General features: G+C 56.7%; 20 protein-coding genes and 1 tRNA gene. 13 read left to right on the top strand and 8 right to left on the bottom strand.

From position 1 onward, the window contains the following. Positions 1–266: 266 nt before the first annotated feature. From CE153_RS02985 to CE153_RS02975, 3 genes are all read left to right on the top strand, one after another. Complete coding sequence (locus CE153_RS02985) at positions 267–743, top strand: Lrp/AsnC family transcriptional regulator (protein WP_099571961.1); 477 nt, start codon at positions 267–269, stop codon at positions 741–743. 24 nt (positions 744–767) lie between these two features. Next, positions 768–1,181: a chorismate mutase gene (locus tag CE153_RS02980; RefSeq protein ID WP_099571960.1), complete on the top strand. Its 414-nt coding sequence runs from the start codon at positions 768–770 to the stop codon at positions 1,179–1,181. 175 nt (positions 1,182–1,356) lie between these two features. Beyond that, positions 1,357–3,498, top strand: coding sequence for a hypothetical protein (locus tag CE153_RS02975; protein WP_236824439.1), 2,142 nt, complete (start codon positions 1,357–1,359; stop codon positions 3,496–3,498). A 208-nt stretch (positions 3,499–3,706) separates the two neighbouring features. On the opposite strand, the gene valS is transcribed toward CE153_RS02975, so the two are convergent. From valS to CE153_RS02955, 4 genes are all read right to left on the bottom strand, one after another. After that, a complete protein-coding gene (valS, locus tag CE153_RS02970) occupies positions 3,707–6,493 on the bottom strand; it encodes a valine--tRNA ligase (RefSeq protein WP_099595063.1) in 2,787 nt (928 codons plus the stop codon). Between the two features lie 80 nt (positions 6,494–6,573). Next, positions 6,574–8,124 carry an ABC transporter substrate-binding protein gene (locus tag CE153_RS02965; RefSeq protein ID WP_099595062.1) on the bottom strand — a complete coding sequence of 517 codons (1,551 nt, stop codon included), beginning with the start codon at positions 8,122–8,124 and terminating at the stop codon, positions 6,574–6,576. Between the two features lie 102 nt (positions 8,125–8,226). Then, a complete protein-coding gene (gene nth / locus CE153_RS02960; protein WP_099595061.1) occupies positions 8,227–8,856 on the bottom strand; it encodes an endonuclease III in 630 nt (209 codons plus the stop codon). 168 nt (positions 8,857–9,024) lie between these two features. After that, complete coding sequence (locus tag CE153_RS02955) at positions 9,025–9,786, bottom strand: winged helix-turn-helix transcriptional regulator (protein ID WP_099571955.1); 762 nt, start codon at positions 9,784–9,786, stop codon at positions 9,025–9,027. 174 nt (positions 9,787–9,960) lie between these two features. Between CE153_RS02955 and CE153_RS02950 the strand changes: the two genes are divergently transcribed. Beyond that, positions 9,961–10,722, top strand: coding sequence for a hypothetical protein (locus tag CE153_RS02950; RefSeq protein ID WP_099595060.1), 762 nt, complete (start codon positions 9,961–9,963; stop codon positions 10,720–10,722). Between the two features lie 149 nt (positions 10,723–10,871). Here the strand turns inward: CE153_RS02950 and CE153_RS02945 are convergent, their stop codons facing one another. The 3 genes from CE153_RS02945 to CE153_RS02935 all read right to left on the bottom strand — a co-directional run bounded on the left by CE153_RS02945 (position 10,872) and on the right by CE153_RS02935 (position 14,757). Continuing rightward, positions 10,872–11,438: a manganese efflux pump MntP gene (locus CE153_RS02945; RefSeq protein ID WP_099595059.1), complete on the bottom strand. Its 567-nt coding sequence runs from the start codon at positions 11,436–11,438 to the stop codon at positions 10,872–10,874. 505 nt (positions 11,439–11,943) lie between these two features. Further along, positions 11,944–12,441 carry an inorganic diphosphatase gene (locus CE153_RS02940; protein ID WP_099595058.1) on the bottom strand — a complete coding sequence of 166 codons (498 nt, stop codon included), beginning with the start codon at positions 12,439–12,441 and terminating at the stop codon, positions 11,944–11,946. Between the two features lie 144 nt (positions 12,442–12,585). Continuing rightward, positions 12,586–14,757, bottom strand: a complete 2,172-nt coding sequence (locus tag CE153_RS02935) for a maltotransferase domain-containing protein (protein WP_427178026.1) — start codon at positions 14,755–14,757, stop codon at positions 12,586–12,588. Between the two features lie 373 nt (positions 14,758–15,130). Here CE153_RS02935 and CE153_RS02930 point away from each other — a divergent pair, with 373 nt between their 5' ends. Together CE153_RS02930 and CE153_RS02925 are read left to right on the top strand one after the other, a co-directional pair. Beyond that, entirely contained in the window at positions 15,131–16,057 is a 927-nt protein-coding gene (locus tag CE153_RS02930; protein ID WP_236824438.1) for a hypothetical protein, read from the top strand. 53 nt (positions 16,058–16,110) lie between these two features. Next, positions 16,111–16,299 carry a hypothetical protein gene (locus CE153_RS02925; RefSeq protein ID WP_180753377.1) on the top strand — a complete coding sequence of 63 codons (189 nt, stop codon included), beginning with the start codon at positions 16,111–16,113 and terminating at the stop codon, positions 16,297–16,299. On the opposite strand, the gene CE153_RS02920 is transcribed toward CE153_RS02925, so the two are convergent. After that, positions 16,278–16,354: transfer RNA gene (locus tag CE153_RS02920), tRNA-Met, on the bottom strand. The genes CE153_RS02925 and CE153_RS02920 overlap by 22 nt on opposite strands. A gap of 191 nt (positions 16,355–16,545) precedes the next feature. Here CE153_RS02920 and CE153_RS02915 point away from each other — a divergent pair. The 7 genes from CE153_RS02915 (at position 16,546) to CE153_RS02885 (ending at position 23,231) form a co-directional block, all read left to right on the top strand. Next, positions 16,546–17,580: a homoserine O-succinyltransferase gene (locus tag CE153_RS02915; RefSeq protein WP_099571785.1), complete on the top strand. Its 1,035-nt coding sequence runs from the start codon at positions 16,546–16,548 to the stop codon at positions 17,578–17,580. A 498-nt stretch (positions 17,581–18,078) separates the two neighbouring features. Beyond that, positions 18,079–18,888 (top strand): F0F1 ATP synthase subunit A, encoded by an 810-nt coding sequence (atpB, locus tag CE153_RS02910; RefSeq protein WP_099595054.1) that lies wholly within the window; start codon positions 18,079–18,081, stop codon positions 18,886–18,888. Between the two features lie 56 nt (positions 18,889–18,944). Then, positions 18,945–19,172 (top strand): ATP synthase F0 subunit C, encoded by a 228-nt coding sequence (atpE, locus tag CE153_RS02905; protein ID WP_003809874.1) that lies wholly within the window; start codon positions 18,945–18,947, stop codon positions 19,170–19,172. A gap of 56 nt (positions 19,173–19,228) precedes the next feature. Beyond that, positions 19,229–19,750: a F0F1 ATP synthase subunit B gene (locus CE153_RS02900; RefSeq protein ID WP_039199258.1), complete on the top strand. Its 522-nt coding sequence runs from the start codon at positions 19,229–19,231 to the stop codon at positions 19,748–19,750. A 29-nt stretch (positions 19,751–19,779) separates the two neighbouring features. Then, positions 19,780–20,607 carry a F0F1 ATP synthase subunit delta gene (locus tag CE153_RS02895; protein WP_033501428.1) on the top strand — a complete coding sequence of 276 codons (828 nt, stop codon included), beginning with the start codon at positions 19,780–19,782 and terminating at the stop codon, positions 20,605–20,607. Positions 20,608–20,678: 71 nt separating this feature from the next. After that, positions 20,679–22,307, top strand: a complete 1,629-nt coding sequence (gene atpA, locus CE153_RS02890; RefSeq protein ID WP_099571781.1) for a F0F1 ATP synthase subunit alpha — start codon at positions 20,679–20,681, stop codon at positions 22,305–22,307. A gap of 3 nt (positions 22,308–22,310) precedes the next feature. Beyond that, a complete protein-coding gene (locus CE153_RS02885; RefSeq protein WP_004223300.1) occupies positions 22,311–23,231 on the top strand; it encodes a F0F1 ATP synthase subunit gamma in 921 nt (306 codons plus the stop codon). The last annotated feature ends 4 nt before the right edge of the window (positions 23,232–23,235 follow it).

Here is a 23,235-nt window from a genome sequence, read left to right as displayed (position 1 = left end):
CGTTGTGGACATGCGATACATAAATTCTGACATCCTAAAAAATACGAAATCAAAAGTTGAAAGTCGAAAAATGTATTGCCATATAAGGGGGTATGTGTAAATATTAAAAGATAAGTGATTGAAAATCGAAATTCGTCGGAAGCGTTACGGAAATGCGGTTGACGGTTTGTGTGTTGGGGTGGGTATCGTAATGGACGAACTGTGAGCTGCATAGGGGAGTCGGTCCTGCCGGGCCGATGCAGAATGCTTGTTGGAAAGGGGTATGTATGACAGGCAACGGCAACGAACCCGACACAACGTACGCTAACGTGGGTCAACTTGACGACATCGACGAGACCATCCTCCGCATGTTGGAGGAGGATGGTCGCGCCACGCTATCCCAGCTTTCGGACGCTACGGGACTGTCGATTTCCGCGGTGCAGTCGCGCGTACAGAAGCTGGAACGTCGCGATGTGATTCTCGGCTACAAGGCCGTCATTGATGATGAAAAGCGTGGGCTCGGCGTGCGCGCCTACATTGCGGTGACCCCGATCGACTATTCCAAGGAATCCGAGATTCCCTGCAAATTGCAGGATATCGACGGCATTATGTCGTGTGATTCCGTTGCCGGTTCTCCCAGCTACATGCTGACGGTGCGCGCGGCCTCGCCAAGCAAGCTTGAGGATCTGCTGAATGTCATTCATCAGACGGTGCCGGTGAGCACGGAAACCTCGATTGTGCTGCAACGGTACTTCTCCAAGTGACATTCGCGCGGTAGTCTTGTACGCATGAGCGATAGCGAACACGACTGGCTTCGGCCAGAAGAAGAACACGAAACCGAAACCATCATCGACGCGGGTACCGCGCAAAACAATCCTGAGGTTGCCGACGCCGTGGCGAAAATCGCCGCGTTGCGCCAGTCGATCGACAATGTCGACACGGCCATCGTCTCCCTGCTGGCGGAACGCTTCAAATACACGTCCCAAGTGGGCGTGCTGAAGGCGCGTGCGGGCTTCGCGCCGGCCGATTACAAGCGTGAAGACTACCAGATCGAGCGTCTGCATCGCAATGCCGTCGACGCGGGTCTTGACCCTGATATCGCCGAAATGTACCGCGAATTCGTGGTGACCGAAGCCAAGCGTAGGCATAAGCGCATCGCCGAAAACGGTGGAGATCCGGGCGTGCTCGACGTATTCGCCTGACCTGTCTGTTTTCGGCAAAAACAAGTATTTCGGGGCATGCCGGGCGCTACATTGAATGCTTTGGAAAGTATTTCAGGCATTTGTAATTGCGATTGAGAGGCTCGGCATGCATCGTTCTGTTGCGTTTCGTGCATCTTGCGCCCATCACACCGGTAAAGTGCGTGACGGGCGCGATATGCGTGGGGCGAATGTCCACCTGCGACGTATGCTGGCTGCGGCCATCGCGGTGACGCTGGTTACGGCGGTTCCCGTATGTGCGGTCGGGGTTTCGAATGTGGTTGATGCCGTGCGTCGGAACGGCGAATACGCTTCGGCGGTGGTTTCACACGATGTGATGAGCGCGTATGAGGCCGTTGATGAGCCGGGGCGCTTGTATTTGACGAGTGGTGCCTCTTCTGATGCGGACGCGGATACGAATGAGGATGAAAGTTCGGATGATAATGCGGCGTCTTCGCAACGCATTCCGCAAGAGCGCGTGAAACTTCCGTGGAATATAACGGCGACCTTCACTCTGAACGGTCCGACCGTCAGCGCATCCGAGATTGCCGGAGCGTCGGGCGTGGTCGGCATCCGCATCGATCTGAAGTCCGAACAGCCGAAGAGAACAGCGGATTTGACGCCGATCGTCGCGTTCACCATTCCCAATCGCGTCGGCAATGACGTGACTTCGGACGAGGGTGTGCTCGTGTCTGCCGGCAATTCGTCGACATTGGTCGCCATGGTGGGCAAGCCGGGCGAGGATCTTACGGTTCATACGTATGTGACGGCGAAGAATTTCACGATGAGCTCGCTGTCTGTCGCAGCCGTCGAAAGTACGCAATCTTCCGATACTGCTCAAGAATCTTCTCAAGATTCCATTCAGGATTCTTCTGTGCAAATAGCGGGTATTGCTGGCAATCTCACCAGTTTGACCGACCGTGCGTCGAATTTGGTGGACGGTCTGACGAATGTCGGATCGCAACGTAATTATGAGCTTATCGCACAGCTCGAGCAGTTGCGCGACCATGAAAAGGAGCTTGCCGAAACAACCATCGCCCAGCGCGAGCAGGAACATCAGAAGGCGTTCGACGGGTATATCGACGCGTATGTCGGCTCGTATACTACGCATCTTTCCGGGTCGATCGGCACGTCCACGCAGCTTACCGCCATTCTCGGCACCGCGGCCGAGTTGAACGGCGATACTCCGGTGGCACAGTCCGTGGTCGATCTCGCCAATGCGGTAAACGATGTAAGCGCCGCGTATCGGCATACGGGTGCCGCTGACGCGGTAAACGAGGTGATCCGCACCATCGAACAGCGCGGAACCTCCGGTTTGGTTGCCGAGCTCAGCAAGCGTGCGGGCGAAGAGCAACAACACGGAGCCAAGGATTACAGTGCCGGCCAGTCGCAGCTTTCTTCGGCTATGATTCCGTATTCCATGGATTTCACCGACGCGTACACGGCCCGTCTCAAGGAATTGGGGGCCTCCGCTGGTTCCGCGCAAAGCTTGGAATCTCAAGCGATTGCGGATGTGCGCAACAATATTGATGGTAATGAGAAATTGAAGACGGCTTCAGACAAGGTTGATGATGCGATGCGCGCGTTGGCGGATGCGAGCGAACATACGGGTCAGGCCAGTGCGCTCCACCAGATCGTGCTTCGGTTTGCGGATCAGCTTAATGCGGGCGATGATTCGACCGCTTCCGACGGTTCATATGCTTCCGATGGTTCGGAAGTTACGTTGAGGGGTTCTGTTGGGCTTGCGTCGGCTGCGGAGACGTCGCTTGCTGGCCGTGCCGAGCAGACGCGCATCAAGGCCCAGCGTAAGGCGGAGCGCGCACAGGCCGATGCCGCCAATCAGCAGAACGCTTCTGACGGTGCCATGGTCAGTTTGGTGGACGACAAGAACGCCATCAGCATGGATGATGTGATGAGTTACGCGGGTGGATTGCGATCGTCGTTTGGTGCGGCCGCTGACGCAACTTCGAAGAATGTTGCGAAAGTCGGGGGAGTGGATTCAAAGAAATCCAGTGACGGCGGTTCGGCAGATTCCGCATCTGGAAATACTGAAAATACTGGAAAAGCGGGAGATTCCGCTTCTTCCGAAACGTCGTTGACGGATGCTTTGCCGATTGCCGCATACGGTATTGCAGGTTCCGGCAATCGCACGCTGATTGTGCCTGACAATAGTGATCTGATTGATGAGACCGTCAAAATTGCCACCGCCGCTGAAATACTGCAGCAAGCTCTGCAGAAGCTCTATCCGGACGATTCTGTGCAGTTGCAGAGCAGTGCGACTACGCAATCTCAATATTTGCTTGCAGTTCCTGTTTTATAAAATTCCATAAAACAGGATTCGGATATGCAAGGAGGGGTCTTCCAGACTGGAAGACCCCTCCTTGGTTTTAGCCGGCTTCATCTACAGGTGCGGTCAGTTCTTTGGCTTTTTAGCCGGCTGAACCGTTAGGCAGACAGTCCGGTGGACTGTCTGTAGGTGAAGTGAGCAGCTGTGCTGCGAGGGCCGCCGGCTTCATCTACAGGTGCGGTCAGTTCTTTGGCTTTTTAGCCGGCGGCTCTCCAAGTTCGCTGTCGGCCACGATCACGTCGATGGCGGCTTCGGCGTCGGCCTTGGCTTCCTTGATGGCTTCCTTGGCTGCCTCGGCGGTTTCCTTGGCGGCCTTCAATGCGGCGGCCGCTCCCATGAAGGAGATGCGTCCGACCACGCGACCGGCTTCGGCAATATCGCCCAATGCACTTTCGATGGACTTGCGCGCCTCGTCGGAAACGCCTAGCTGCACGGAAAGGATCGGGGTCTTCATCGAAACCTTGGCCTTCGACTTGATGCCACGCAGCGCGGCCAGCGCTTCACCGGCATGGGTGAGCAGCTCCGGGGAGATGGCTGCGGCGGCCGCATCGTACGTTTCAGCCTTCGGCCATGCGGCGTGGTGCACGGAGCCTTCGCCCTCATGCATCCAGCTCCACACTTCTTCGGTGGCGTACGGCAGGTACGGTGCCAGCAGGCGTGCGAAGGCATCCAAGCCCAGTCCCAGTGCGGTGCGGGCGGACTTCACGGCCTTCTCGCTCGGCACTCGGCCGGTGGCGTCGGCGGTGCCGTACGCGCGGTTCTTGACCAGTTCGATGTAATCGTCGCAGAACTGCCAGAAGTAGTTCTCGATGACTTCCAAAGCCTTGGAATGCTCGTAGTTGTTGAGGTTTTCGGTGGCTTCGCGCACCACGAGAGCCATCTTGGCCATGGCTGCGCGGTCCAGCGGCTCGGTCACGTCGGCCGGGTTCCAGCTTGCGGTTGCCGGAGCGCCCACATGATGGTTCTCATCCTCACGTCCGATGGCCAGTGCGAACTTGGTGGCGTTGAGCAGCTTGATGGCCAAACGGCGGCCGATCTTCATCTGGCCTTCGTCGTAGGTGGCATCCAGGCCCAAACGTGCCGCAGCGGCCCAATAGCGCACCGCGTCGGCGCCGAACTGCTTGATCGGCTTGTCTGGCACGACCACGTTGCCCTTGGACTTCGACATCTTCTTGTGGTCCGGATCGAGAATCCAGCCAGACAGGGTGGCGTTGGACCACGGCAGACACTTGTTTTCAAGATGCGCGCGATCCACGGTGGAGAACAGCCAGGTACGGATGATGTCCTGACCCTGCGGGCGCAGATCCATTGGGAACGTGGCGTTGAAAATCGCCTGGTTCTCTTCGCCTGGCTCTTCCCAACGGGTCACGATCTGCGGGGTGAGGGAGGAAGTGGCCCAGGTGTCCATGATGTCGGGCTCGGCGGTGAAACCGCCGGGTACGTCACGCTGGTCCTCGGTGTAGCCTTCCGGCACATCGTCGGTCGGATCGATCGGCAGGATGTCTTCGCTCGGGGTGATCGGGTGATCGTAATCCGGGGTACCGTCTTCCTTCACCGGGTACCATAGCGGGAACGGGACGCCGAAGAAGCGCTGGCGGGAAATCAGCCAGTCGCCGTTCAGGCCGTGCACCCAGTTCTCGTAGCGCACGCGCATGAAGTCGGGGTGGAAGTTGAGTTCCTTACCGCGTTCGATGAGTTCGGCGTTCAGCTTCTCGTCGGTGCCGCCGTTCTTGAGGTACCACTGGCGGGAAGTGACGATTTCGAGCGGCTTGTCACCCTTCTCATAGAAGTTGGTCATACGCTTGGTTGGAGTCGGCTCACCGTCAAGATCGCCGGATTCGCGCAGTGCGTCGACGATGACCTTGCGTGCGGAGAACGTCGTCTTGCCGGCGGTCTCTTGGAAGATGCGCTGGCCTTCCTCGTCTTCGATCCAATCCGGGGTGTCCATGACGATGCGTCCGTTGCGCTGGATGATGGAGCGCAACGGTAGGTTCAGGTCGCGCCACCATTCGACGTCGGTCACGTCGCCGAACGTACAGCACATGGCGATGCCGGCGCCCTTGTCCATTTCCGCGGCCTTGTGGGCGAGGATCGGAACCTTGACATGGAACAGCGGCGAGTAGACGTACTGGCCGAAATACGACTTGTAACGCTCGTCGTCCGGATGCGCGATCAGTGCGCCGCAGGCCGCCAGCAGTTCCGGACGGGTGGTTTCGATGTAGATCGGAGTGCCGTCTTCGAAACGGAAGGCCACCTTGTGGTAGAAGCCCGGGTATTCGCGGGATTCCAGTTCGGCCTGAGCCACTGCGGTCTGGAAGGTCACATCCCACAGGCCCGGAGCGTCTTTCTGGTACGCTTCGCCGCGGGCCAGATTGCGCAGGAATGCCTTCTGGGCCACGCGCTGCGGGTGCTCGCCGATGGTGTGGTAGGTCTGCGTCCAGTCGATGGACAGGCCGAGGGAACGCCACAGCGCCTCGAACTGCTTCTCATCCTGAGCGGTGAGCTTTTCGCACAGTTCGATGAAGTTCTTACGGGAGATCGGAACCTGATCCTTGGCGTCGATTTTCTTGCCATCGGTGCCTTCGAACGGCGGCACGAAATCAGGATCGTACTTGAGGGAGGTGTCCACGCGCACGCCATAATAGTTCTGCACACGGCGTTCGGTCGGCAGTCCGTTGTCGTCCCAGCCCATCGGGTAGAACACGTCGTAGCCGTTCATGCGCTTGAATCGCGCGATCACATCGGTATGCGTGTATGAGAACACGTGGCCCACGTGCAGGTGGCCGGAAACGGTGGGCGGCGGGGTGTCGATGGAATAGACGGCCTTGCGGTCGCGGGTGCCCTGGAACTTGTAGACTTTGTTTTCGTCCCAGACTTCGCGCCACTTGTCTTCGAGACCGTCCACGCCGACCTTATCGGGCAGCGGCGTGAGGTTCGCGTTGATGGTATTATCTTGGCTTTCAGTCATAGACGCTAGTCTAGAAAGCGAATGTGACAACTTACGGCACTGCAGCCGAATGCCGAAATCGCGAAATAATCGCAGGAAAATCAGTGCAGTTTTATTCTGCTCAACGGAAGCAGTCGGTCAGTCAGATTTTTCGGATATCCCTGCAACTGGCCGCTTACCGCAATGAAATTCTTACGTGTGTACAGCCAGTCGCTTGCCGCGCTCTCGCTGACGGTGCGTGCATACGTGCGCATGCGATCCTGATAATCGTTGTCGTTGGTGGCCGCCATCGCATTCGCATATGCTTGTTGCGCATCGCCATTTTCGAAATGGAACACGCTTTGTCCGTCGGTGAATACGCTCGCATCGTTTTCGCCACTCATGGTGGTGAGCGCGATATTGTACGTGCCGGCGTTCATACGTTCCGTGACTTGTGCCGCGGAATCAAGCACTTCCATATTGACGCCGACATTGAGCTGTTCGATCGCCGATTTCACGGTATTGCCGATCTGCTCGTATTCCTTGGGTACCAACAGATTGATGTCTGCGATATAGTTGGCGCCGAAATAGCTGCGCATCTGCTGGCTCTGCTCAAGATTGTAGGGGAACAGTTCGCTCAAGTCCTCATAGCCGTCTTCCAGCGGGCTGATCGGACCGCCGAGCGGCGAATAGGCGTCCGGAGCGTCTTTGGCGATGGATTGGGCGTCGATGGCGTACCGTGTCATTTTGCGGATCTGCTCGTCGGAGAATGGGCTTTCAGTGCCGTTGTTGAAGGCGAGCATCACTTTGTCGAAGCTGATGCCGCTGTCGGAATTGATGCCGCTTTGCTGGTTGAGCTCGTCCGCCGTCGATGCGCTCAACGGCAACGCCATACTGATTTTCTTGGCTTTCATGGCGCTGACCAGGGAATCTTCGGAAGAGTAGTAATACAGGATTACCTGTGATGCTGCGGCTTTGGTGCCCCAATACGAGTCGTTGCGTTGCAGCACGATCTGCGATTTCGACGTGCTCGCCACGGTGAACGGGCCCGATCCCACGGCCTTCTTACTGTAATTCGCCTTGCTTTCCTCGTCGTAGACGATGCCGGCGCGCCCGCTGAGTGCGCGCAAAAGCCTTGGATTTGGCTGATTAAGAGTGATGACTACTGTGTTTTCGTCGGGATTGGTGATTTCCTTGAGATCGCCGAGCTGGTCGGCGTCCACGTAATTGTTGTTGATGACGTTTTGCAGCGACCAGACCACGTCCGACGAGTCGAGTTTGTGACCGTTGGCGAAGGTCATGTTGGTGTTGAGCGTGAACGTGTAGGTCAGTCCGTCGTCGGAAATCTGCCATGATTTGGCGATTGACGGCTGCAGTTTGTTGGTTTCGCTGCGTGACACCAAGGTTTCGTACACGTTTTCGAGCAGTGCCTGCTCTATTGCAGTGCCCTGTTCGCTGCGGATGTCAAGCGATTCCGGCGCGCTGCCTTGGATGCCGATGGCGACGGAGGAGTCGGAAACGAGCGTGGTGAATGATGCGATCGGGCTTTTGCGGTTCGTCAGCAACCAGCCCAGCCAGGTCATGACGCTGAGCATGATGGCGACGCCGAAAAAGATCAGCCACCGCGTGATTTCGGCTTTCAGCTTGGCTTCCCGCCCGTTTTCTTCTTCCATGCTGCCGAGTCTAGTTGACACGTGCTACAGCGGGTGCCATATCTACGGGATGATTATTCCAGTGAGTGGAAGAATCACCCCATTGGGAGGGTCGATACGGAACTATGCTGCGAATGCGCTGGGGCAGGTGTCGTTAAGCGGGCAGTTCAGGCAGTCCGGCTTACGAGCATGGCATATGGCACGACCGTGCAGTATCAGCCTGTGAGACAGATCCGTCCACTCCTCGGGCGGGAAGCATGCGGTGATCTCACGCTCAATGGCCTTGGGATCAGGAGAGCTGCTCGCCCAATCCGAACGCCAGCGCAGTCGACCGGTCACACGAATCACATGCGTGTCAACAGGAAAACCCGGCACGCCAAAAGCGTTCCCAAGCACCACATTCGCGGTTTTGCGCCCCACGCCCGGCAGACTTGTCAAAGAGTCCATATTTTGCGGCACTTCGCCATCGAACCGTTCGCACAATGCGTAAGAAAGTCCGATAATGTTCTTTGCTTTCGTATGATGAAATCCGATGGAATGAATGATGCTTTCCACATGTTCGGGATTGGCGCTCGCAAGTGCGTCTGGACCCGGATATTCGTCGAATAATTCCGGCGTGACCATATTCACCCGCTTGTCGGTGGTTTGCGCGCTCAATACGGTCGCCACCAGCAATTCAAAAGGATTCGAAAAATTCAGCGCACATTTCGGATGCGGAATCTCCTCACACAACACTGCGTATTCCTGATGCATGCGTGACAGTCGCGCTTGTTTCGATTCCTTGGGCACGCTACCAGTCTACCGTCGTATGAGCAACACAATCGCACGCACGAAAGCAAAACGGCCGACAGTCAAACCGCAGGCAATTGCAAAAAGCGAATATTGCAAACCGTCTGCAAAGCAAACGGATAGTAAGAAAAATCAGTCTTCTTCCGAAGCGTTACGGGCTGCGGCATCCTTGGCTGCAGCTTCGCTCTCTTCCTCTTCGGGAGGGTCGAAACGATAGCCGACATTGCGCACAGTGCCGATCACATGCTCGTATTCGCCGCCCAGCTTGGCACGAAGGCGACGGATATGCACGTCAACCGTACGGGTTCCGCCGTAATAGTCGTAGCCCCACACCTCCTGCAGCAGTTGCGCGCGGGTGAACACGCGCCCCGGATGCTGCACGAGATACTTGAGAAGCTCGAACTCCTTGTATGCCAAGTCGATCGGATGCCCGTGCAGACTTGCCGTGTAGCCGTTGGTGTCCACCACCAAGTCTCCGGAGCGGATCATGCCGTCTTCGTTCTGCACGCCCGATTCGCCGGAACCGTACACTGCGTTGATCGGCGAGTTGCCGCGCTCCGACACCAGGCGAAGGCGCCCCTCGACCTCGGCCGGAGAGGCGGATGCCACTACCACGTCGGCGATGCCCCACTGCGAATTGACCACGGTGAACCCGCCCTCGGTGAGGATAAGCACGATCGGCGTGGAAAGTCCAGAAGCGTGAATTAGGCGGCACAGCGTTTTCGCCGTGGCCAGGTCGTCTCGCGCGTCAAGGAAAAGAACGGTGTTTTCCGGCATTTTCACCAGGCTCGCCGCATCCATCGGCAGAACGCGCACGCGGTGGGAAAGCAACGCCAGAGAAGGAAGCACGGTAGCTGGGTCGCTAGCGAACGTCATAAGCGTCAGATCCGTCACGTTAGCTCCCTTTGTCTCTTGTGTTGGTTTTGCGTTGTTGCCGCGATTGTACTCTTGTTGTGTGTTATCGGCGTTTCGTTAATTTTATCTGAACTATGTGGACACTTGCGGCTACATTTAATGGTATTGCATACGTAATGACCACATTATGGAAAATCATGAAAAGGGGACGAAATGACCGCCTCTGAAAAAGTTGCCGTCAAGTCGGCTCAGAAAGCCTCGTTCGGCAAGGTGCTTGCCATCCAAATCGCCGCATATGTGGTGCTGGTTGTGCTTGCGCTGATTCCCGGCATTTCCTATGGGAATACGGAAGAGCCTGCGATCGTGTCGTTCACTGTTGCGGCTTCCGTGGCGATGATTGCGCTGCTTGCCGTGTTCAACCCGTTCCGCGATGGTGTTGCGGGGCATGCGATTTCCGTGGTTGCGGGATTGCTTTCTGTGATGTGCGCCACGACGGTGATGCTTGGTCGCACGATTTTCCCCGCCGATTTGGGTGGCGAAGACACATTTTGGATGCAGGAAGGTTGGATTGCCGGTGTTGGTGGTCTGTTGATCCTGCTGATTGTGGTTTCGTTCGGACGTCAGATGGCGCGTGAGAACCGTACGCATCTGATTCGTTCGCTGTCACACAATGTTGTGGAAGGCGTTGCCATGATTGGCAGCGCGGGCTGGTGTTTCTTGTCGGCGCTGCTGCCGATTCGTTCCGGTGAAAACGCGGCTTCCACCGAGTTTGCCGTGAATCCTGCGTGGATTGTCTCCGTAATCGTGTCGCTGTTGCTGATTGTTGCGCTCGATGCGTGCTCGTATTGGTGGAATCGTAATGCCGATCCTGATCCGCAATCCAAGAATCCGTGGATTGGCATCGCGCTGTTGCCGGTTATGATTTCCGGAATTGTGGTCGGCCTTGCGTCGTATGCGAACGTCATGCTTTGGTAATGCGATTCTTACGATTCCTTCAATCATGGGAAAATAGTCGTAAGAAAATAATCGTTTGCAATAATTCGTAATGCAAAAGCTCGTAATCATGTGTGATTATGGGCTTTTGCTGTAGTTTGTATATTTATTGTATATCTGATTTGCGATTATTATGCGAGGAATCCGAGATGTTCCAGCAGTACTTTCACCCCGATCAGAATAAGCACGATGCCACCCGCGATCTGTGCGGGCTTCTGCCAGTGCGAGCCGAATGCGCGGCCGATATACAGGCCGGCTGCGGAGAACAGGCCGGTGGTGATGCCGATGATGATCACTGAAATCCAAATGTTCAGCGACATGAATGCGAAACTGACGCCAACGGCGAATGCGTCGATGCTGCAGGCCACGGCGAGCGGAAGCATGTGCTTCCAATCGAAATCAGCGGTTTCCTTGGCGTTCTCCTCATCCTCTTCGAATGCTTCACGCACCATGTTGCCGCCGATGAAGGCGAGCAGACCGAAAATGATCCAATGGTCGACTGCGGTCACGTATTTGCTGAACGTGGACGCGGCGAAATAGCCGAGCAGTGGGAAAAGCGCTTGGAATCCGCCGAACCAGAGGGCGGTTTTGAACGCGTCGAGGTCACGTAGTTTCTTGACGGTGAGGCCTTTGCCGATGGAAACGGCGAATGCGTCCATAGATACGGAAATGGCAATAAGTAATGTTTGAATCAACATAGCTGGTATATAGGTTCATCCCGTCGATTTCCCCACGGGATGGGCCTCGACGGAGTCTCACTTCCGCCTACGCCTAGGGGTACCGACATAGAACTGCCGCGCCAGCCAGCGGGCTTTGAATTCTGCGAATACTGTTCGCATGCCGTGAATTACTTGTTCCACTATAGTGGCCCCGGCGAATATGCGCGTGCGGTATGAGTGTATCCCGCCTGCGGGCTGTTTCTTCCAGTCGCTGGAGGAATCCGGACACTTGGAGGGTATGGTTATGTCCGTTTTCTTCCAGTATCTGGAGTTTTTGGGACGTTGAGATGGCTTTTGCTGGGGTGATTGTTCCAGTGGGTGGAGGTTTTTGCCCGCTGAGGGGCTGGTTTGTGGGGTGATTCTTCCAGTGGGTGGGAAAATCCGGACGTTGAAAGGTATGCAAAAACAAGAAGCCCGTTGACGTGCGTGAATGCGTACATCAACGGGCTTCTTATGTAAAGTCGTTACTTAGAAAGGTGCGAAATCACTCAGCTTCGGATTCAGCGAGGCGCTTGCGGGCGGCCACGATCTCAGCTTCAGCCTTCTCGACGCCGGTCCAATAATCGCCCGGCAGCACTTCCTTGCCCGGCTCCAGAGCCTTGTACTGCTCGAAGAAGTGCTTGATTTCAGCCTTGTGGTACTCGGAAACGTCTTCGACATCCTTGATGTCGTCGAAACGCACGTCAGCCGGCACGCACAGCACCTTGTCGTCTCCGCCAGCCTCGTCGACCATGTGGTACAGGCCAACGGCGCGGCATTCCACCACGCAGCCTGGGAACACGGAGTTCGGGATCATGACGAGTGCGTCGAGTGGATCGCCGTCCTCGCCCAGAGTGCCGTCGATGTAGCCGTAGTCATCCGGGTAACCCATGGAAGTGAACAGGGTGCGGTCCAGGAACACGCGGCCGGTCTCGTGATCCACTTCGTACTTGTTCTTGGAGCCGCGCGGAATTTCCACCACGACGTTGAAGGTTTCTGCCATGTCATTTCTCCTTGAGATTGGGCAGTTTACATTACCAGTAACCACAATACCGCTTTCCACCGAAGCGGAACCGGTATTGTGGCATGAATCGAAACGAATTTCTAGTCGAGCTGACCGAGATTAATCAGATCGATTGAGACTCAATCAGTCTTCGACAACGGTGAGCACGTGTGCCACGTCGGCCCATGGGGCGAGCGAAACGTAGTTGTCGTAACCCCATTCGAAGTCGTGGCCGGTCAGCTCGTCATGCACCTTGAGCGGCTTGTCGGTGGCGAAACCGAAGTCGCCAAGCTCCACATGCACGATGGACTGGTGCGCGTTGTGGCCGTCAAGGTTCACGATCACAATCACCGTGTCTGCCTTGCCGGTGCCGGTCAGCTCGGCCGGGGTCTGGCGCAGGAATGCGATCACGCCCGCATCGTCGCTCGGCAGAATGTGCAGATTGTGGTAGCTGCGGCATGCCGGGTGAGTGTCACGAATCTTGTTGAGCGAGGTCAGCAGTTCGGCGATACCGTACTTTTCGGTGCTGTCCCAGTCGCGCACCTTGACTTCGTACTTCTCATTGTCAATCTGCTCTTCGAAGCCCGGACGCTGCTTGTTTTCGATAAGCTCGTAGCCGTTGTAAATACCCCAGCTCGGGCTGCCCATAGCGGCGAGCACCGCACGCACTGCGTGACCGGCGATGCCGTTGTCGCGCACGTAGGCGGTGAGAATATCCGGAGTGGTGGGCCAGAACGTGTTGTGCTGGTAGAAGCCGCCATCGCCGTTGGTCTCTTCGAAGTACTCTTCGAGCTCTTCCTTGGTGTTACGCCATGGGAAGTAGCAGTGCGACTGCGTGAAGCCCGCATAGCTCAGCGCGCGCATCATGCCCGGACGGGTGAACGCCTCGGCGAGGAACAGCACTTCCGGGTGCTTCTTCGTGACGGCGGCGATCACATCCTGCCAGAAACGCACCGGCTTGGTGTGAGGGTTGTCAACGCGGAAGATCGTCACACCCGCCTTGACCCACAGGTCCATAATGCGTTCGACTTCTTTTTCGATGCCTTCCATGTCGGCATTGAAATCGATCGGGTAAATATCCTGATACTTCTTCGGCGGATTCTCGGCGAATGCGATGGTGCCGTCCGGCTTGGTGCGGAACCAGTTCGGATGCGCCTTAACCCACGGGTGGTCAGGAGAGCACTGCAGAGCGAAATCAAGCGCGATTTCCAAGCCCAGCTCGTGGGCACGCTCGCAGAATGCCTTGAAATCGTCCATGGTGCCAAGCTGCGGGTCAACGGTGTCGTGGCCACCCAGTTCGGAACCGATGCCGAACGGAGAGCCCGGATCGTTCGGGCCGGCTACCAGGGAATTGTTACGTCCCTTGCGGTTGGTTACGCCAATCGGGAAGATCGGCGGCAAATACACAATGTTGAAGCCTTCGGCTGCGGCACGTTCCAAGCCGGCGATTGATGTCTTGAGGTTGCCGGGAACGATCTTGCCGTCTTCGCCGTAGTAGGCACCTTCGGAACGCGGGAAGAACTGATACCAGGAAGCGAAGCTGGACTTCGGGCGTTCCACGCGGAAACGCTGCGGATTCGACTCGGACAGGCCGTCGCGCAGCGGGTTGGTTTCGTGCAGCTGCTCGATGTCGCTGCTCTGGGCTGCGGCGAGACGCTCTTCGGCGCTCAGCGACTTGTCTCCCATGGTCTTGGAGGCGTCGCGCAGCACCTTCTTGTCGGCTGCGGAAAGTTTGGAATCCTTCGCATCGGCCCAACGTGCGAGCAGTCGTGCGCCGGATTCCAGCGCGTTCTCCACGTCGTCGTTCACTTCAACCTTGATGACGGCGTCGTGCAGCCAGGATTGGTAGGTGTCTTCCCAGCCTTCAACCACGATCTGCCATTCACCCAGCTGGCGCTTGACGGCGGCATAGTCGGAATCCCACGGCTTCAGATCGCTGTGCTCGCCGATCTTGACCATGGCTTCCCAACGGTCGAGACCCGGATTGGTGCAGGTCATGGCGAAACGTCCAACTTCGCGGCCGCGTGCGCTGCGCACGGATACGGTCGCTCCGGCCTTGGTGCGGCCTTCGATGAATACTTGGGCGGTGACGTTGAATGCTTCACCGAGCTCCACGCGTGCCGGGAACAGGCCGTTCTCAACGTTCGGGGTGATGTCGAGCACGTTCACACGGCCGAACTGTTCGGGGCTGGTACGTTCGATGACGGGGGCTGGGGCTTCACCTACGACTTGCGATGCGGCGGCCTTCGCCTTAGTGGTGCGCTTGCGAGCGGTGGATGCCGTAGGTTTTTTGGCGGCAGTGCGCTTGTGAGGCATCTGAGATGTTGATGACTCCGCCTTGGCGGTCGTCTTCTTGACGGTTGATTGTTTGGTTGTGGTGCGCGGTTCTGCGCTCTTATCTTCTTCTGCCATACCGCCGATTATAGAGGAGAAAAGGTGGATTTGGGTGAACTATCTTCCGACCAGCGATTTTCCACCCTTTGTGGATAACTTCTTTACTTAATTTTGGTAAAACGTTTTTTGTGGATAAGTCGTGGTTTCCAACAGGCAAAGTTATCCACAAAATGCCGAAAAATACGTCCTCCGACCACAACCCTTGAAAAAGACCATGTGGTAATCGCAAGTATGCAAGTCTGTTGAATCACGGCAACAACGACGTGCATATCGAAAGGACGATGCAATGAATGCGATGAAGCGACGTATGCTTGCGATTCAGGCCGCGGTATTGGCGGTCTGCGCCATCATCGTGGCGATGACATGCCCGGCAGCGCTGGCCGCCGAACAGCTGCTACGTGCGAACGGCAAGCATTACGAATATTTTCTTGATGGAAAACCGTATGTGATCGGGGTGAACGCGGAATCGAAATCGGGCAAATTCTATTATTGCCGGCAAATCGAAAGCGTGACCGACTATAAGGTGACTGAAACCACCACCGTGGAAAATACGGAAGCGGCGCGGCGCCTCGCATGGCTGCTGTCCGAATATCAATATGACGGGGAGCCGGTGCTTACGTATGCGGCGATCGGCGTGCTGGTGCACCGCAACTATGATGACCAAAAGGTGTGGGCCAGGCATGAGCGATACCTCTTCTCAGTGATGGACGAGCTGGAAAGCAAAGTCAACGAGCTTTGGGAGGAGGCCGCGAACAAGCTGCCGGTTTCTTCGAGGGTGACGCGTGATGATCGGCAGGGATTGCGGTCCGGAAGCCTGTTCGTGCAGTTGCTGGATGCGAGTGGCCAGCCGGTCGAGGGCATATTCACGGCGACGATCGAAGGACCGGCCGTGTTCGACGAAGATGATGAGCCCACGGCAGTCGGCTGGGCCGAACCGGAGGGAACCACCGTGTATTGGCATGCAACGGGCGCCGGCGAGGTCAATATCAAGGTCGGATACCAGTCCGTGGGATTGGATGAGGCTGTCACCGCGCAGAAAATGATGGTGCTGAACGATGTGGTGGAACGTGAGGATAGCCTGCTGACGTTCAATGTCGACAACCTTTATGCTCCTGAGCAGGAAATGCCACAGACAGGAAGTCCGATGGGGCTGGTGTTGGGTTTGGCGGCTGCCGTGATGTTCTGCGGGGCGTTCATGCTATATGCGGTACGGCGACGATGATATGCGGCGATGATGCTGCTTCATGGAGGCGAGTTTGCGAAACTTGGCTGAATATGCTGAAGGAAGCCAGCGAAAAGAACGTGGCGAAATTCGAAACCTGTGAACAGTCCGACCAGCTGCCATGTCCAGATTTTGCCCGGATTCTATTAAGCGATCGGCTTGGCCAAGATCCGGTAAGAAAACAAAAAAGTCAGGAACCACTATGGTTCCTGACTTTCATTGGTAGCGGGGCATGGATTTGAACCATGGACCTCTGGGTTATGAGCCCAGCGAGCTACCGAGCTGCTCCACCCCGCGTCGGCTTGTCTTCAAGACAGCTCTATTAACTCTACGATTACTTCCAAATATGTCAAATCGGCGTGTCGTACTCGTTCGACCGTGCGAAATAGCGTCACAAATAGCGCGTTATCCATTTTTCCTATACCCGTTTCGACCGATCGCCGGCGCAGGGGAGTGCGCCATATCCGACCCCGCACCATAATAGAAGCATGCCTATCAAGATTCCCAGCGGCCTTCCGGCCAGAGACATTCTCGACTCCGAGCGCATTTTCGCGCTGGAAAAGCCCGAAGCGGAGCGTCAGCGTGTGCGCCCGCTCAAGCTGGTGATCTTGAATCTCATGCCTAAGAAGGTTGAAACGGAAACTCAGCTGCTGCGCCTGATTTCGAAGAGTCCGCTGCAGGTGGAGATCGATTTCATGAAGACCTCCACGCATAAGGGTACGCATGTGAGCGCCGACCACTTAGTAAAGTTTTACGAAACCCTCGACGCGTTCCAAGACAACTATTACGACGGCTTCGTGGTGACGGGTGCTCCCGTCGAGCATCTTGATTTCGAGCAGGTCGATTATTGGGATGAGTTCAAAAAGATTCTCGACTGGGCTTCCACGCATGTGTTTTCCACCATGTATTTGTGCTGGGGTGCGATGGGTGCGCTCAATTACCGCTATAACGTGCGCAAAGAGAATCTTCCGGAGAAGATTTTCGGTGTGTTTCCGCAGTATTTGCAGGATGAATACTGCTTCCTGACGAACGGTTTCGACGAGATCTGCCTGCAGCCGCATTCTCGCCTTGCAGGGGTGAGCGAGGGTGATGTCGCCCGCAATCCCGAATTGCAGGTGCTTACGTGGGGTCCGAAATCCGGTCCTGGTCTGATCGCCACCCGCGATTTTTCGGAGGTGTTCGCGCTTGGACACTGGGAGTACGGCAAGTACACCTTGGCCGAGGAGTATGAGCGCGATATGAAGAAGGGGATGACGAACGTGCCGTTCCCCGAAAACTACTTCCCGCATGACGATCCACAGCTTGAGCCGGTGTTCGCGTGGCGTGCCCACGCGAATCTGTTGTGGCGTAATTGGCTGAATTGGGTGTATCAGACCACGCCATACGATTTGAGCGAGGTTCCGCAGCTTCGTGCGCAGAAGCGTCTTGGCACGGATCGTTCGATTCGCCATCAGCCGGGTTCGCCGCGTGTCGATGCGTTCGCGCCGTTCGTGCGCGACGGCTACGGCGTGATCCACGACTGAATCCAAGGTCCCTTCCGTAACATTGCGGAAGCCGTCGATGTGCTGAAGATGCAGATAATCCGCGTGATACGAATCGCGTGATTGTGTGCATCTTTTTTGTTTGTATCAATCGCATTCGTCTGTGATTTATCGGTGTTGGCTGAATTGGTCTAAAAGATCTCCGACACTCGATAGATATGGTGAAACGTTTTACTGAAAACGTGCGGTATGCTGGATAGCGTCGACTATCCGACGAATCACAGAGCCGTGTCTAGTTAGTCCAGCTTGAAGCGAAACGCCGGAAAAACTAAATGGCCGTAAGGAAAACTCCAAGTGTGTGGACGTTGTCTAGACACGGGCTAATAATCCTATCCAGCCATTCGGAGTCGAATGCGTCGCACGGGACTCCGGTCGCGTCGATGCATACTTCGAAGTACGCTTTGGTTAAGTAACCAGAACGTCACATTCGACTCGGTTGTTGGGCTAAACTAACAGCTGACACAAGAGCAGGAGGCGTGAATGATTGGTGCATTGGGGAAGGGCATGCTGACCATCGCTGATGGTCCCGAGATGCCCAGTATCGATGACTTCCTTCCCGATCCGTTCGTTTTTCAGGGCACGCCGTTCGCCATTAACCGCATCATCCTCGTTCGCATTCTTGCGACCGTCATCATGCTGCTGGTTCTCGGAATTACGGCAAGCCGTGCAAAGCTCATCCCCAGCCGTTGGCAGGGAGCAGTCGAATGGTTGATCGAATTCGTCCGCGACAACATCGTCTATCAGGTGATGGGCGAGCTGCGCGGCAAGCGTTACGTGCCGATGATCACCACCGTGTTCTGCACGTTGCTGGTCTTCAATCTGTGTGGCATCATCCCAGGCTTCAATATCGCGGCAAGCGCAACGATTACGCTGCCGCTGGTATTCGCCATGTGGTGCTTCTGCCAATACTGGATTGCAGGCATTCGTGAAAAGGGTCTCGGCCACTTCCTGAGGGATGAGATCTTCCCGAAGGGCGTTCCGGCCCCGATCTACATTCTGCTGTCCCCGATTCAGCTGCTTGAGCTGCTGATTATTCGCCCATTCTCGTTGACGATCCGACTGTTCGCCAACATGGTTTCGGGCCACTTGATTCTTGCGCTGTGCCTTTCGGCCACGCAGTACTTCCTCATTGATGTGGTGAACAAGGTGTTTATGCCATTCGGCGTCGTCACCTTCGCAGCTGGCATGTTCATGTTCCTGTTCGAGGCGCTGGTCGCTTGCCTGCAGGCTTACATCTTCGCCATTCTGACCACCGCATACATCAACATGAGCTATCCGGAGATCGACTGACCGCCGGCTTTTTAATTGTTGCTTCTTGTCAAGCAATAACCAGAAAGGAAACAATCATGGATATCGTTACCCTCGCTGAGGTTGCCGGCAACCTGAACGTCGTTGGCTACGGCCTCGCCGCCATCGGCCCTGGCATCGGTCTGGGCATCCTGATCGGCAAGACCATCGAAGGCACCGCTCGCCAGCCTGAGCTCGGCAGCCGTCTGCAGACCCTCATGTTCCTGGGTCTGGCATTCGTTGAGGTGCTGGCACTGCTCGGCTTCGTGCTCGCCTTCATCAAGTAAGACTTGATTCAAGGTAACACCGAAGACGCAAACGAACATGAAAGGAGGAAGACACTATGGTGACCGCAGCTAGCGAAATGGAATTGTTCCTTCCGAAAAGCTACGACATTTTCTGGTCGTTGGTCATTCTGATCATCGTCGCCGTGTTCTTCTACAAGTTCTTCCTGCCGAAGTTCCAGGCCGTGTTCGATGAGCGCGCTGCCAAGATCGAAGGTGGCATCGCCAAGGCCGAACAGGCCCAGAAAGATGCCGATGAAGCCAAGGCGAAGTATGAGGCTCAGCTGAGCAAGGCGCGCGTCGAGGCATCCAAGATCCGTGACGACGCACGTACGGAGGCATCGCACATCATCGCGGACGCACGTACCCGTGCCGAAAGCGATGCGGCGCAGATCACCGCTACCGCCCAGCGTTCCATCGAATCGCAGCAGCAGCAGGCTCTGGTGAGCCTCAAGGGTGAAGTCGGCGTGCTGGCAACGGCACTGGCCGGCAAGATCCTGGGTAGCAAGCTCGAGAATGACGATGTGCAGTCGTCGATGATCGACCAGATGATCGCCGACATGGACAGCGACAAGAAGTGATCGAAACCTTCAAGAAAGGGAGGTGACCAATGCGAGGAGAAGCATCGCGTATCGCAGATCGCGTTTCGCGTGACTCGCTGGCCCCCAAGCTGCGTAACAGCGGTGAGGACGCATGGCGTATCGGGAACGAGCTGTTCACGATTACCAGCGCGCTTGACCACAACATCCAGCTTGAACGTGCCCTCACCGACCCGTCGCGCCCAGTCGAAGACAAGGTTGCGGTAGTCAAGACTCTGATTGGGGATCAAGCCCATCCACTGGTGATGGAGATTATGTCCGATCTGGTGTCCCGCCGTTGGAGCCGCGTGTCTGATATCGCCAATGCCGTTGAGGATTTCGGCGTTGACGGCATGATGTACTACGCGGACCACACCAATACGACTTTGCAGGTCTCCGTCGAGCTTGCCGAGTTGCATTCCGCACTGCTCAACCTTCCGGTCGTGCGCACCAAGCTGTATGACGCAACCGTTTCCAGTGAAGCCCGTGTCAAGCTGTTGTACAGCCTGATTGGTGACGCGGATTTCACCAAGGTGACCAAGCGCCTGGCCGAGCACGCGACCTGCAATCTGCGCAATCGCCGCTACCTGCAGACCATTCAGTGGCTGATCAACAAGTTCTCCCGCCATATGGGCGAATCGATGGTCACTGTTACCACGGCAACGCCGTTGAGCAAGGAGCAGGTGGAAAAGCTCATCGCCATCTATACGGCGAAGACCGACCATCCGGTGCACATCAACTCTGTGGTCGATCCGACCGTCATGGGTGGCATGCGCATCCAGGTGGGCGACGAGGTCACCGACAACACGGTGGTCGCACAGCTGCAGCATCTTCAGCGCACGGTGAAGGCAACCGCCTGACGGTTCGCCGCACGGTGAACAAGCCTGAAACAAGACTTGACTGAATTTATAAACAACAATAAGGAGTGATCATGGCAGAACTTACCATTGATCCCACCACGATACGCAAGGCGCTCGATGAGTTCGTCGAGTCGTACAAGCCGTCGGACACCCCGACCCAGGAGGTCGGTTATGTCGCGACTGCTGGCGACGGCATTGCGCACGTGACGGGACTGCCTGGTTGCATGGCCAATGAGCTGCTGACCTTCGAAGACGGCACGCTTGGCCTGGCGTTCAACCTTGACGCCCGCGAGATCGGTGTGGTTATCCTCGGCGACTTCGCAGGTATCGAGGAGGGCCAGGAAGTGCGTCGTACCGGCGAAGTGCTCTCCGTGCCCGTCGGCGACGGCTACCTTGGCCGCGTCGTGGACCCGCTAGGCAACCCGATTGATGGTCTTGGCGAGATCAAGACCGAAGGCCGTCGTATTCTCGAGGCCCAGGCACCTGACGTTATGCATCGTCATCCGGTTGACGAGCCAATGTCCACCGGTCTGAAGGCCATCGACGCAATGACGCCTATCGGCCGTGGCCAGCGCCAGCTCATCATTGGCGACCGCCAGACCGGTAAGACCGCTATCGCAATCGATACGATCATCAACCAGAAGCGTAACTGGGAATCCGGCGACCCGAAGAAGCAGGTGCGTTGCATCTACGTGGCCATCGGTCAGAAGGGCTCCACCATCGCATCGGTGAAGCAGTCCCTCGAAGAATCCGGCGCCATGGAGTACACCACCATCGTGGCCTCACCGGCTTCTGATTCCGCAGGCTTCAAGTACATCGCACCGTACACCGGTTCCGCCATCGGACAGCACTGGATGTACAACGGCAAGCACGTGCTTATCGTCTTCGACGATCTGTCGAAGCAGGCTGAGGCTTACCGTTCGATTTCCCTGCTGCTGCGCCGTCCGCCGGGACGTGAGGCATACCCGGGCGATGTGTTCTACCTGCACTCCCGTCTGCTCGAACGTTGCGCCAAGGTTTCCGATGACCTCGGCGGCGGTTCGATGACCGGCCTGCCGATCGTCGAAACCAAGGCAAACGACGTGTCCGCATACATTCCGACCAACGTGATCTCCATCACCGACGGTCAGATCTTCCTGCAGTCCGACCTGTTCAACGCGAACCAGCGTCCGGCTGTCGACGTCGGCATCTCCGTGTCCCGAGTCGGTGGCGCGGCACAGACCAAGGCGTTGAAGAAGGTCTCCGGCACGTTGAAGATCTCCTTGGCCCAGTACCGTTCTCTGGAATCCTTTGCCATGTTCGCGTCCGACTTGGATGCGGCTTCGAAGGCCCAGCTGAACCGTGGCTCCCACTTGACCGAGCTGCTCAAGCAGCCGCAGTTCTCCCCGTATTCCATGGAACAGGAAGTCGTCTCCGTGTGGGCCGGCACCCATGGCAAGATGGATGACCTGCCGCTGAACGACGTGCTGCCGTTCGAGAAGGCCATGCTGGACTACTTGGACCACAACACCGATATTCTCAAGACCATCCGCGAGACCGAAGACTTCACCGCCGACACCGAGGCTGCCCTCGACAAGGCTGTGGAAGCGTTCCGTGAGACCTTCGTGACCAGCGCGGGCAAGCCGCTGGTCGAGAAGAAGCCTGACGTCAAGAACGCCACTCCGGTCGAGCAGGAAAAGATCGTCGCAGGAGAGAAGTGATCCATGGGCTCGCAACTCGCATTGAAATCTAGGATCGCCTCCACCGCGTCGTTGGAGAAAATCTTCAACGCGCAGGAGATGATCGCGTCTTCGCACATCGCCAAGGCACGTGACGTCGCCTTGAACGCGAAGCCGTATACCGATGCGATTTTCGACGCCGTGCAAGCGCTGGTGGCCCATACCCATATTGACCATCCGATCGTGAAAAAGGACGAGGACAACCCTCGTGTGGCTGTCCTCGCCCTCACTTCGGATCGTGGTATGGCAGGGCCGTACACCTCCTCGATCATCCGCGAAACGGAATCGCTGCTGGCCCGCCTCGATGCGGCAGGCAAGCAGCCGGAACTGTATGTGTATGGTCGTCGCGGTGTGACGTACTACAAGTACCGCAATCGTGATGTTGCCGGTACTTGGGAAGGCGATACCGACCAGCCCGGCGTGGAAGTCGCAGAGTCCATCTCGAAGGCCCTGATGGACGCCTACATGAAGCCGGCGAGCGAAGGTGGAGTTTCCGAACTCTACATCGTGTTCACCGAATTCGTGAATATGGTTGTTCAGAAGGTGCGCGTGCTGCGTATGCTGCCCGTTGAACTCGTACTTCCGGAACAGCAGGACTCCGGCCCTGTGCCCGAATCCGATGCCGATGCCGCGACCCCGCTTTATGCGTTCGAGCCGAGCGTCGACGAAGTGCTTGACGCGATTCTGCCGAAGTACATCCAGTCCCGTATTCATGAATGCCTGCTCACAGCGGCGGCATCCGAGACTGCAAGCCGACAGAACGCCATGCATACGGCTACAGACAATGCCCGCAGCCTGATCGACGACCTGACCCGCAAGCTCAACGCTTCGCGACAGGCTTCGATTACCCAGGAACTTACCGAAATCATCGGCAGCGCCGACGCGCTGAATAAGAAGGAAGAGTAGGAAC

Origin of the sequence: Bifidobacterium sp. N4G05 (assembly GCF_002742445.1) — a bacterium.
GTDB lineage: Bacteria > Actinomycetota > Actinomycetes > Actinomycetales > Bifidobacteriaceae > Bifidobacterium > Bifidobacterium hominis.
The sequence above is the reverse complement of the archived record's forward strand: the minus strand, read 5'-3'. Positions and strand labels throughout refer to the sequence as shown.

Bases quoted from the DNA above. Each gene is read 5' to 3' on its own strand.
- CE153_RS02925 (WP_180753377.1), top strand. From the start codon at position 16,111: ATGCTGAAGGAAGCCAGCGAAAAGAACGTGGCGAAATTCGAAACCTGT.
- CE153_RS02940 (WP_099595058.1), bottom strand. From the start codon at position 12,441: ATGGCAGAAACCTTCAACGTCGTGGTGGAAATTCCGCGCGGCTCCAAG.
- CE153_RS02965 (WP_099595062.1), bottom strand. From the start codon at position 8,124: ATGGAAGAAGAAAACGGGCGGGAAGCCAAGCTGAAAGCCGAAATCACG.
- CE153_RS02915 (WP_099571785.1), top strand. From the start codon at position 16,546: ATGCCTATCAAGATTCCCAGCGGCCTTCCGGCCAGAGACATTCTCGAC.
- CE153_RS02980 (WP_099571960.1), top strand. From the start codon at position 768: ATGAGCGATAGCGAACACGACTGGCTTCGGCCAGAAGAAGAACACGAA.
- nth (WP_099595061.1), bottom strand. From the start codon at position 8,856: ATGCATCAGGAATACGCAGTGTTGTGTGAGGAGATTCCGCATCCGAAA.
- atpE (WP_003809874.1), top strand. From the start codon at position 18,945: ATGGATATCGTTACCCTCGCTGAGGTTGCCGGCAACCTGAACGTCGTT.
- CE153_RS02885 (WP_004223300.1), top strand. From the start codon at position 22,311: ATGGGCTCGCAACTCGCATTGAAATCTAGGATCGCCTCCACCGCGTCG.
- CE153_RS02985 (WP_099571961.1), top strand. From the start codon at position 267: ATGACAGGCAACGGCAACGAACCCGACACAACGTACGCTAACGTGGGT.
- CE153_RS02950 (WP_099595060.1), top strand. From the start codon at position 9,961: ATGACCGCCTCTGAAAAAGTTGCCGTCAAGTCGGCTCAGAAAGCCTCG.
- atpB (WP_099595054.1), top strand. From the start codon at position 18,079: ATGATTGGTGCATTGGGGAAGGGCATGCTGACCATCGCTGATGGTCCC.
- CE153_RS02930 (WP_236824438.1), top strand. From the start codon at position 15,131: ATGAAGCGACGTATGCTTGCGATTCAGGCCGCGGTATTGGCGGTCTGC.
- atpA (WP_099571781.1), top strand. From the start codon at position 20,679: ATGGCAGAACTTACCATTGATCCCACCACGATACGCAAGGCGCTCGAT.
- CE153_RS02900 (WP_039199258.1), top strand. From the start codon at position 19,229: ATGGTGACCGCAGCTAGCGAAATGGAATTGTTCCTTCCGAAAAGCTAC.
- CE153_RS02945 (WP_099595059.1), bottom strand. From the start codon at position 11,438: ATGTTGATTCAAACATTACTTATTGCCATTTCCGTATCTATGGACGCA.
- CE153_RS02895 (WP_033501428.1), top strand. From the start codon at position 19,780: ATGCGAGGAGAAGCATCGCGTATCGCAGATCGCGTTTCGCGTGACTCG.
- valS (WP_099595063.1), bottom strand. From the start codon at position 6,493: ATGACTGAAAGCCAAGATAATACCATCAACGCGAACCTCACGCCGCTG.
- CE153_RS02935 (WP_427178026.1), bottom strand. From the start codon at position 14,757: ATGCCTCACAAGCGCACTGCCGCCAAAAAACCTACGGCATCCACCGCT.
- CE153_RS02975 (WP_236824439.1), top strand. From the start codon at position 1,357: ATGCGTGGGGCGAATGTCCACCTGCGACGTATGCTGGCTGCGGCCATC.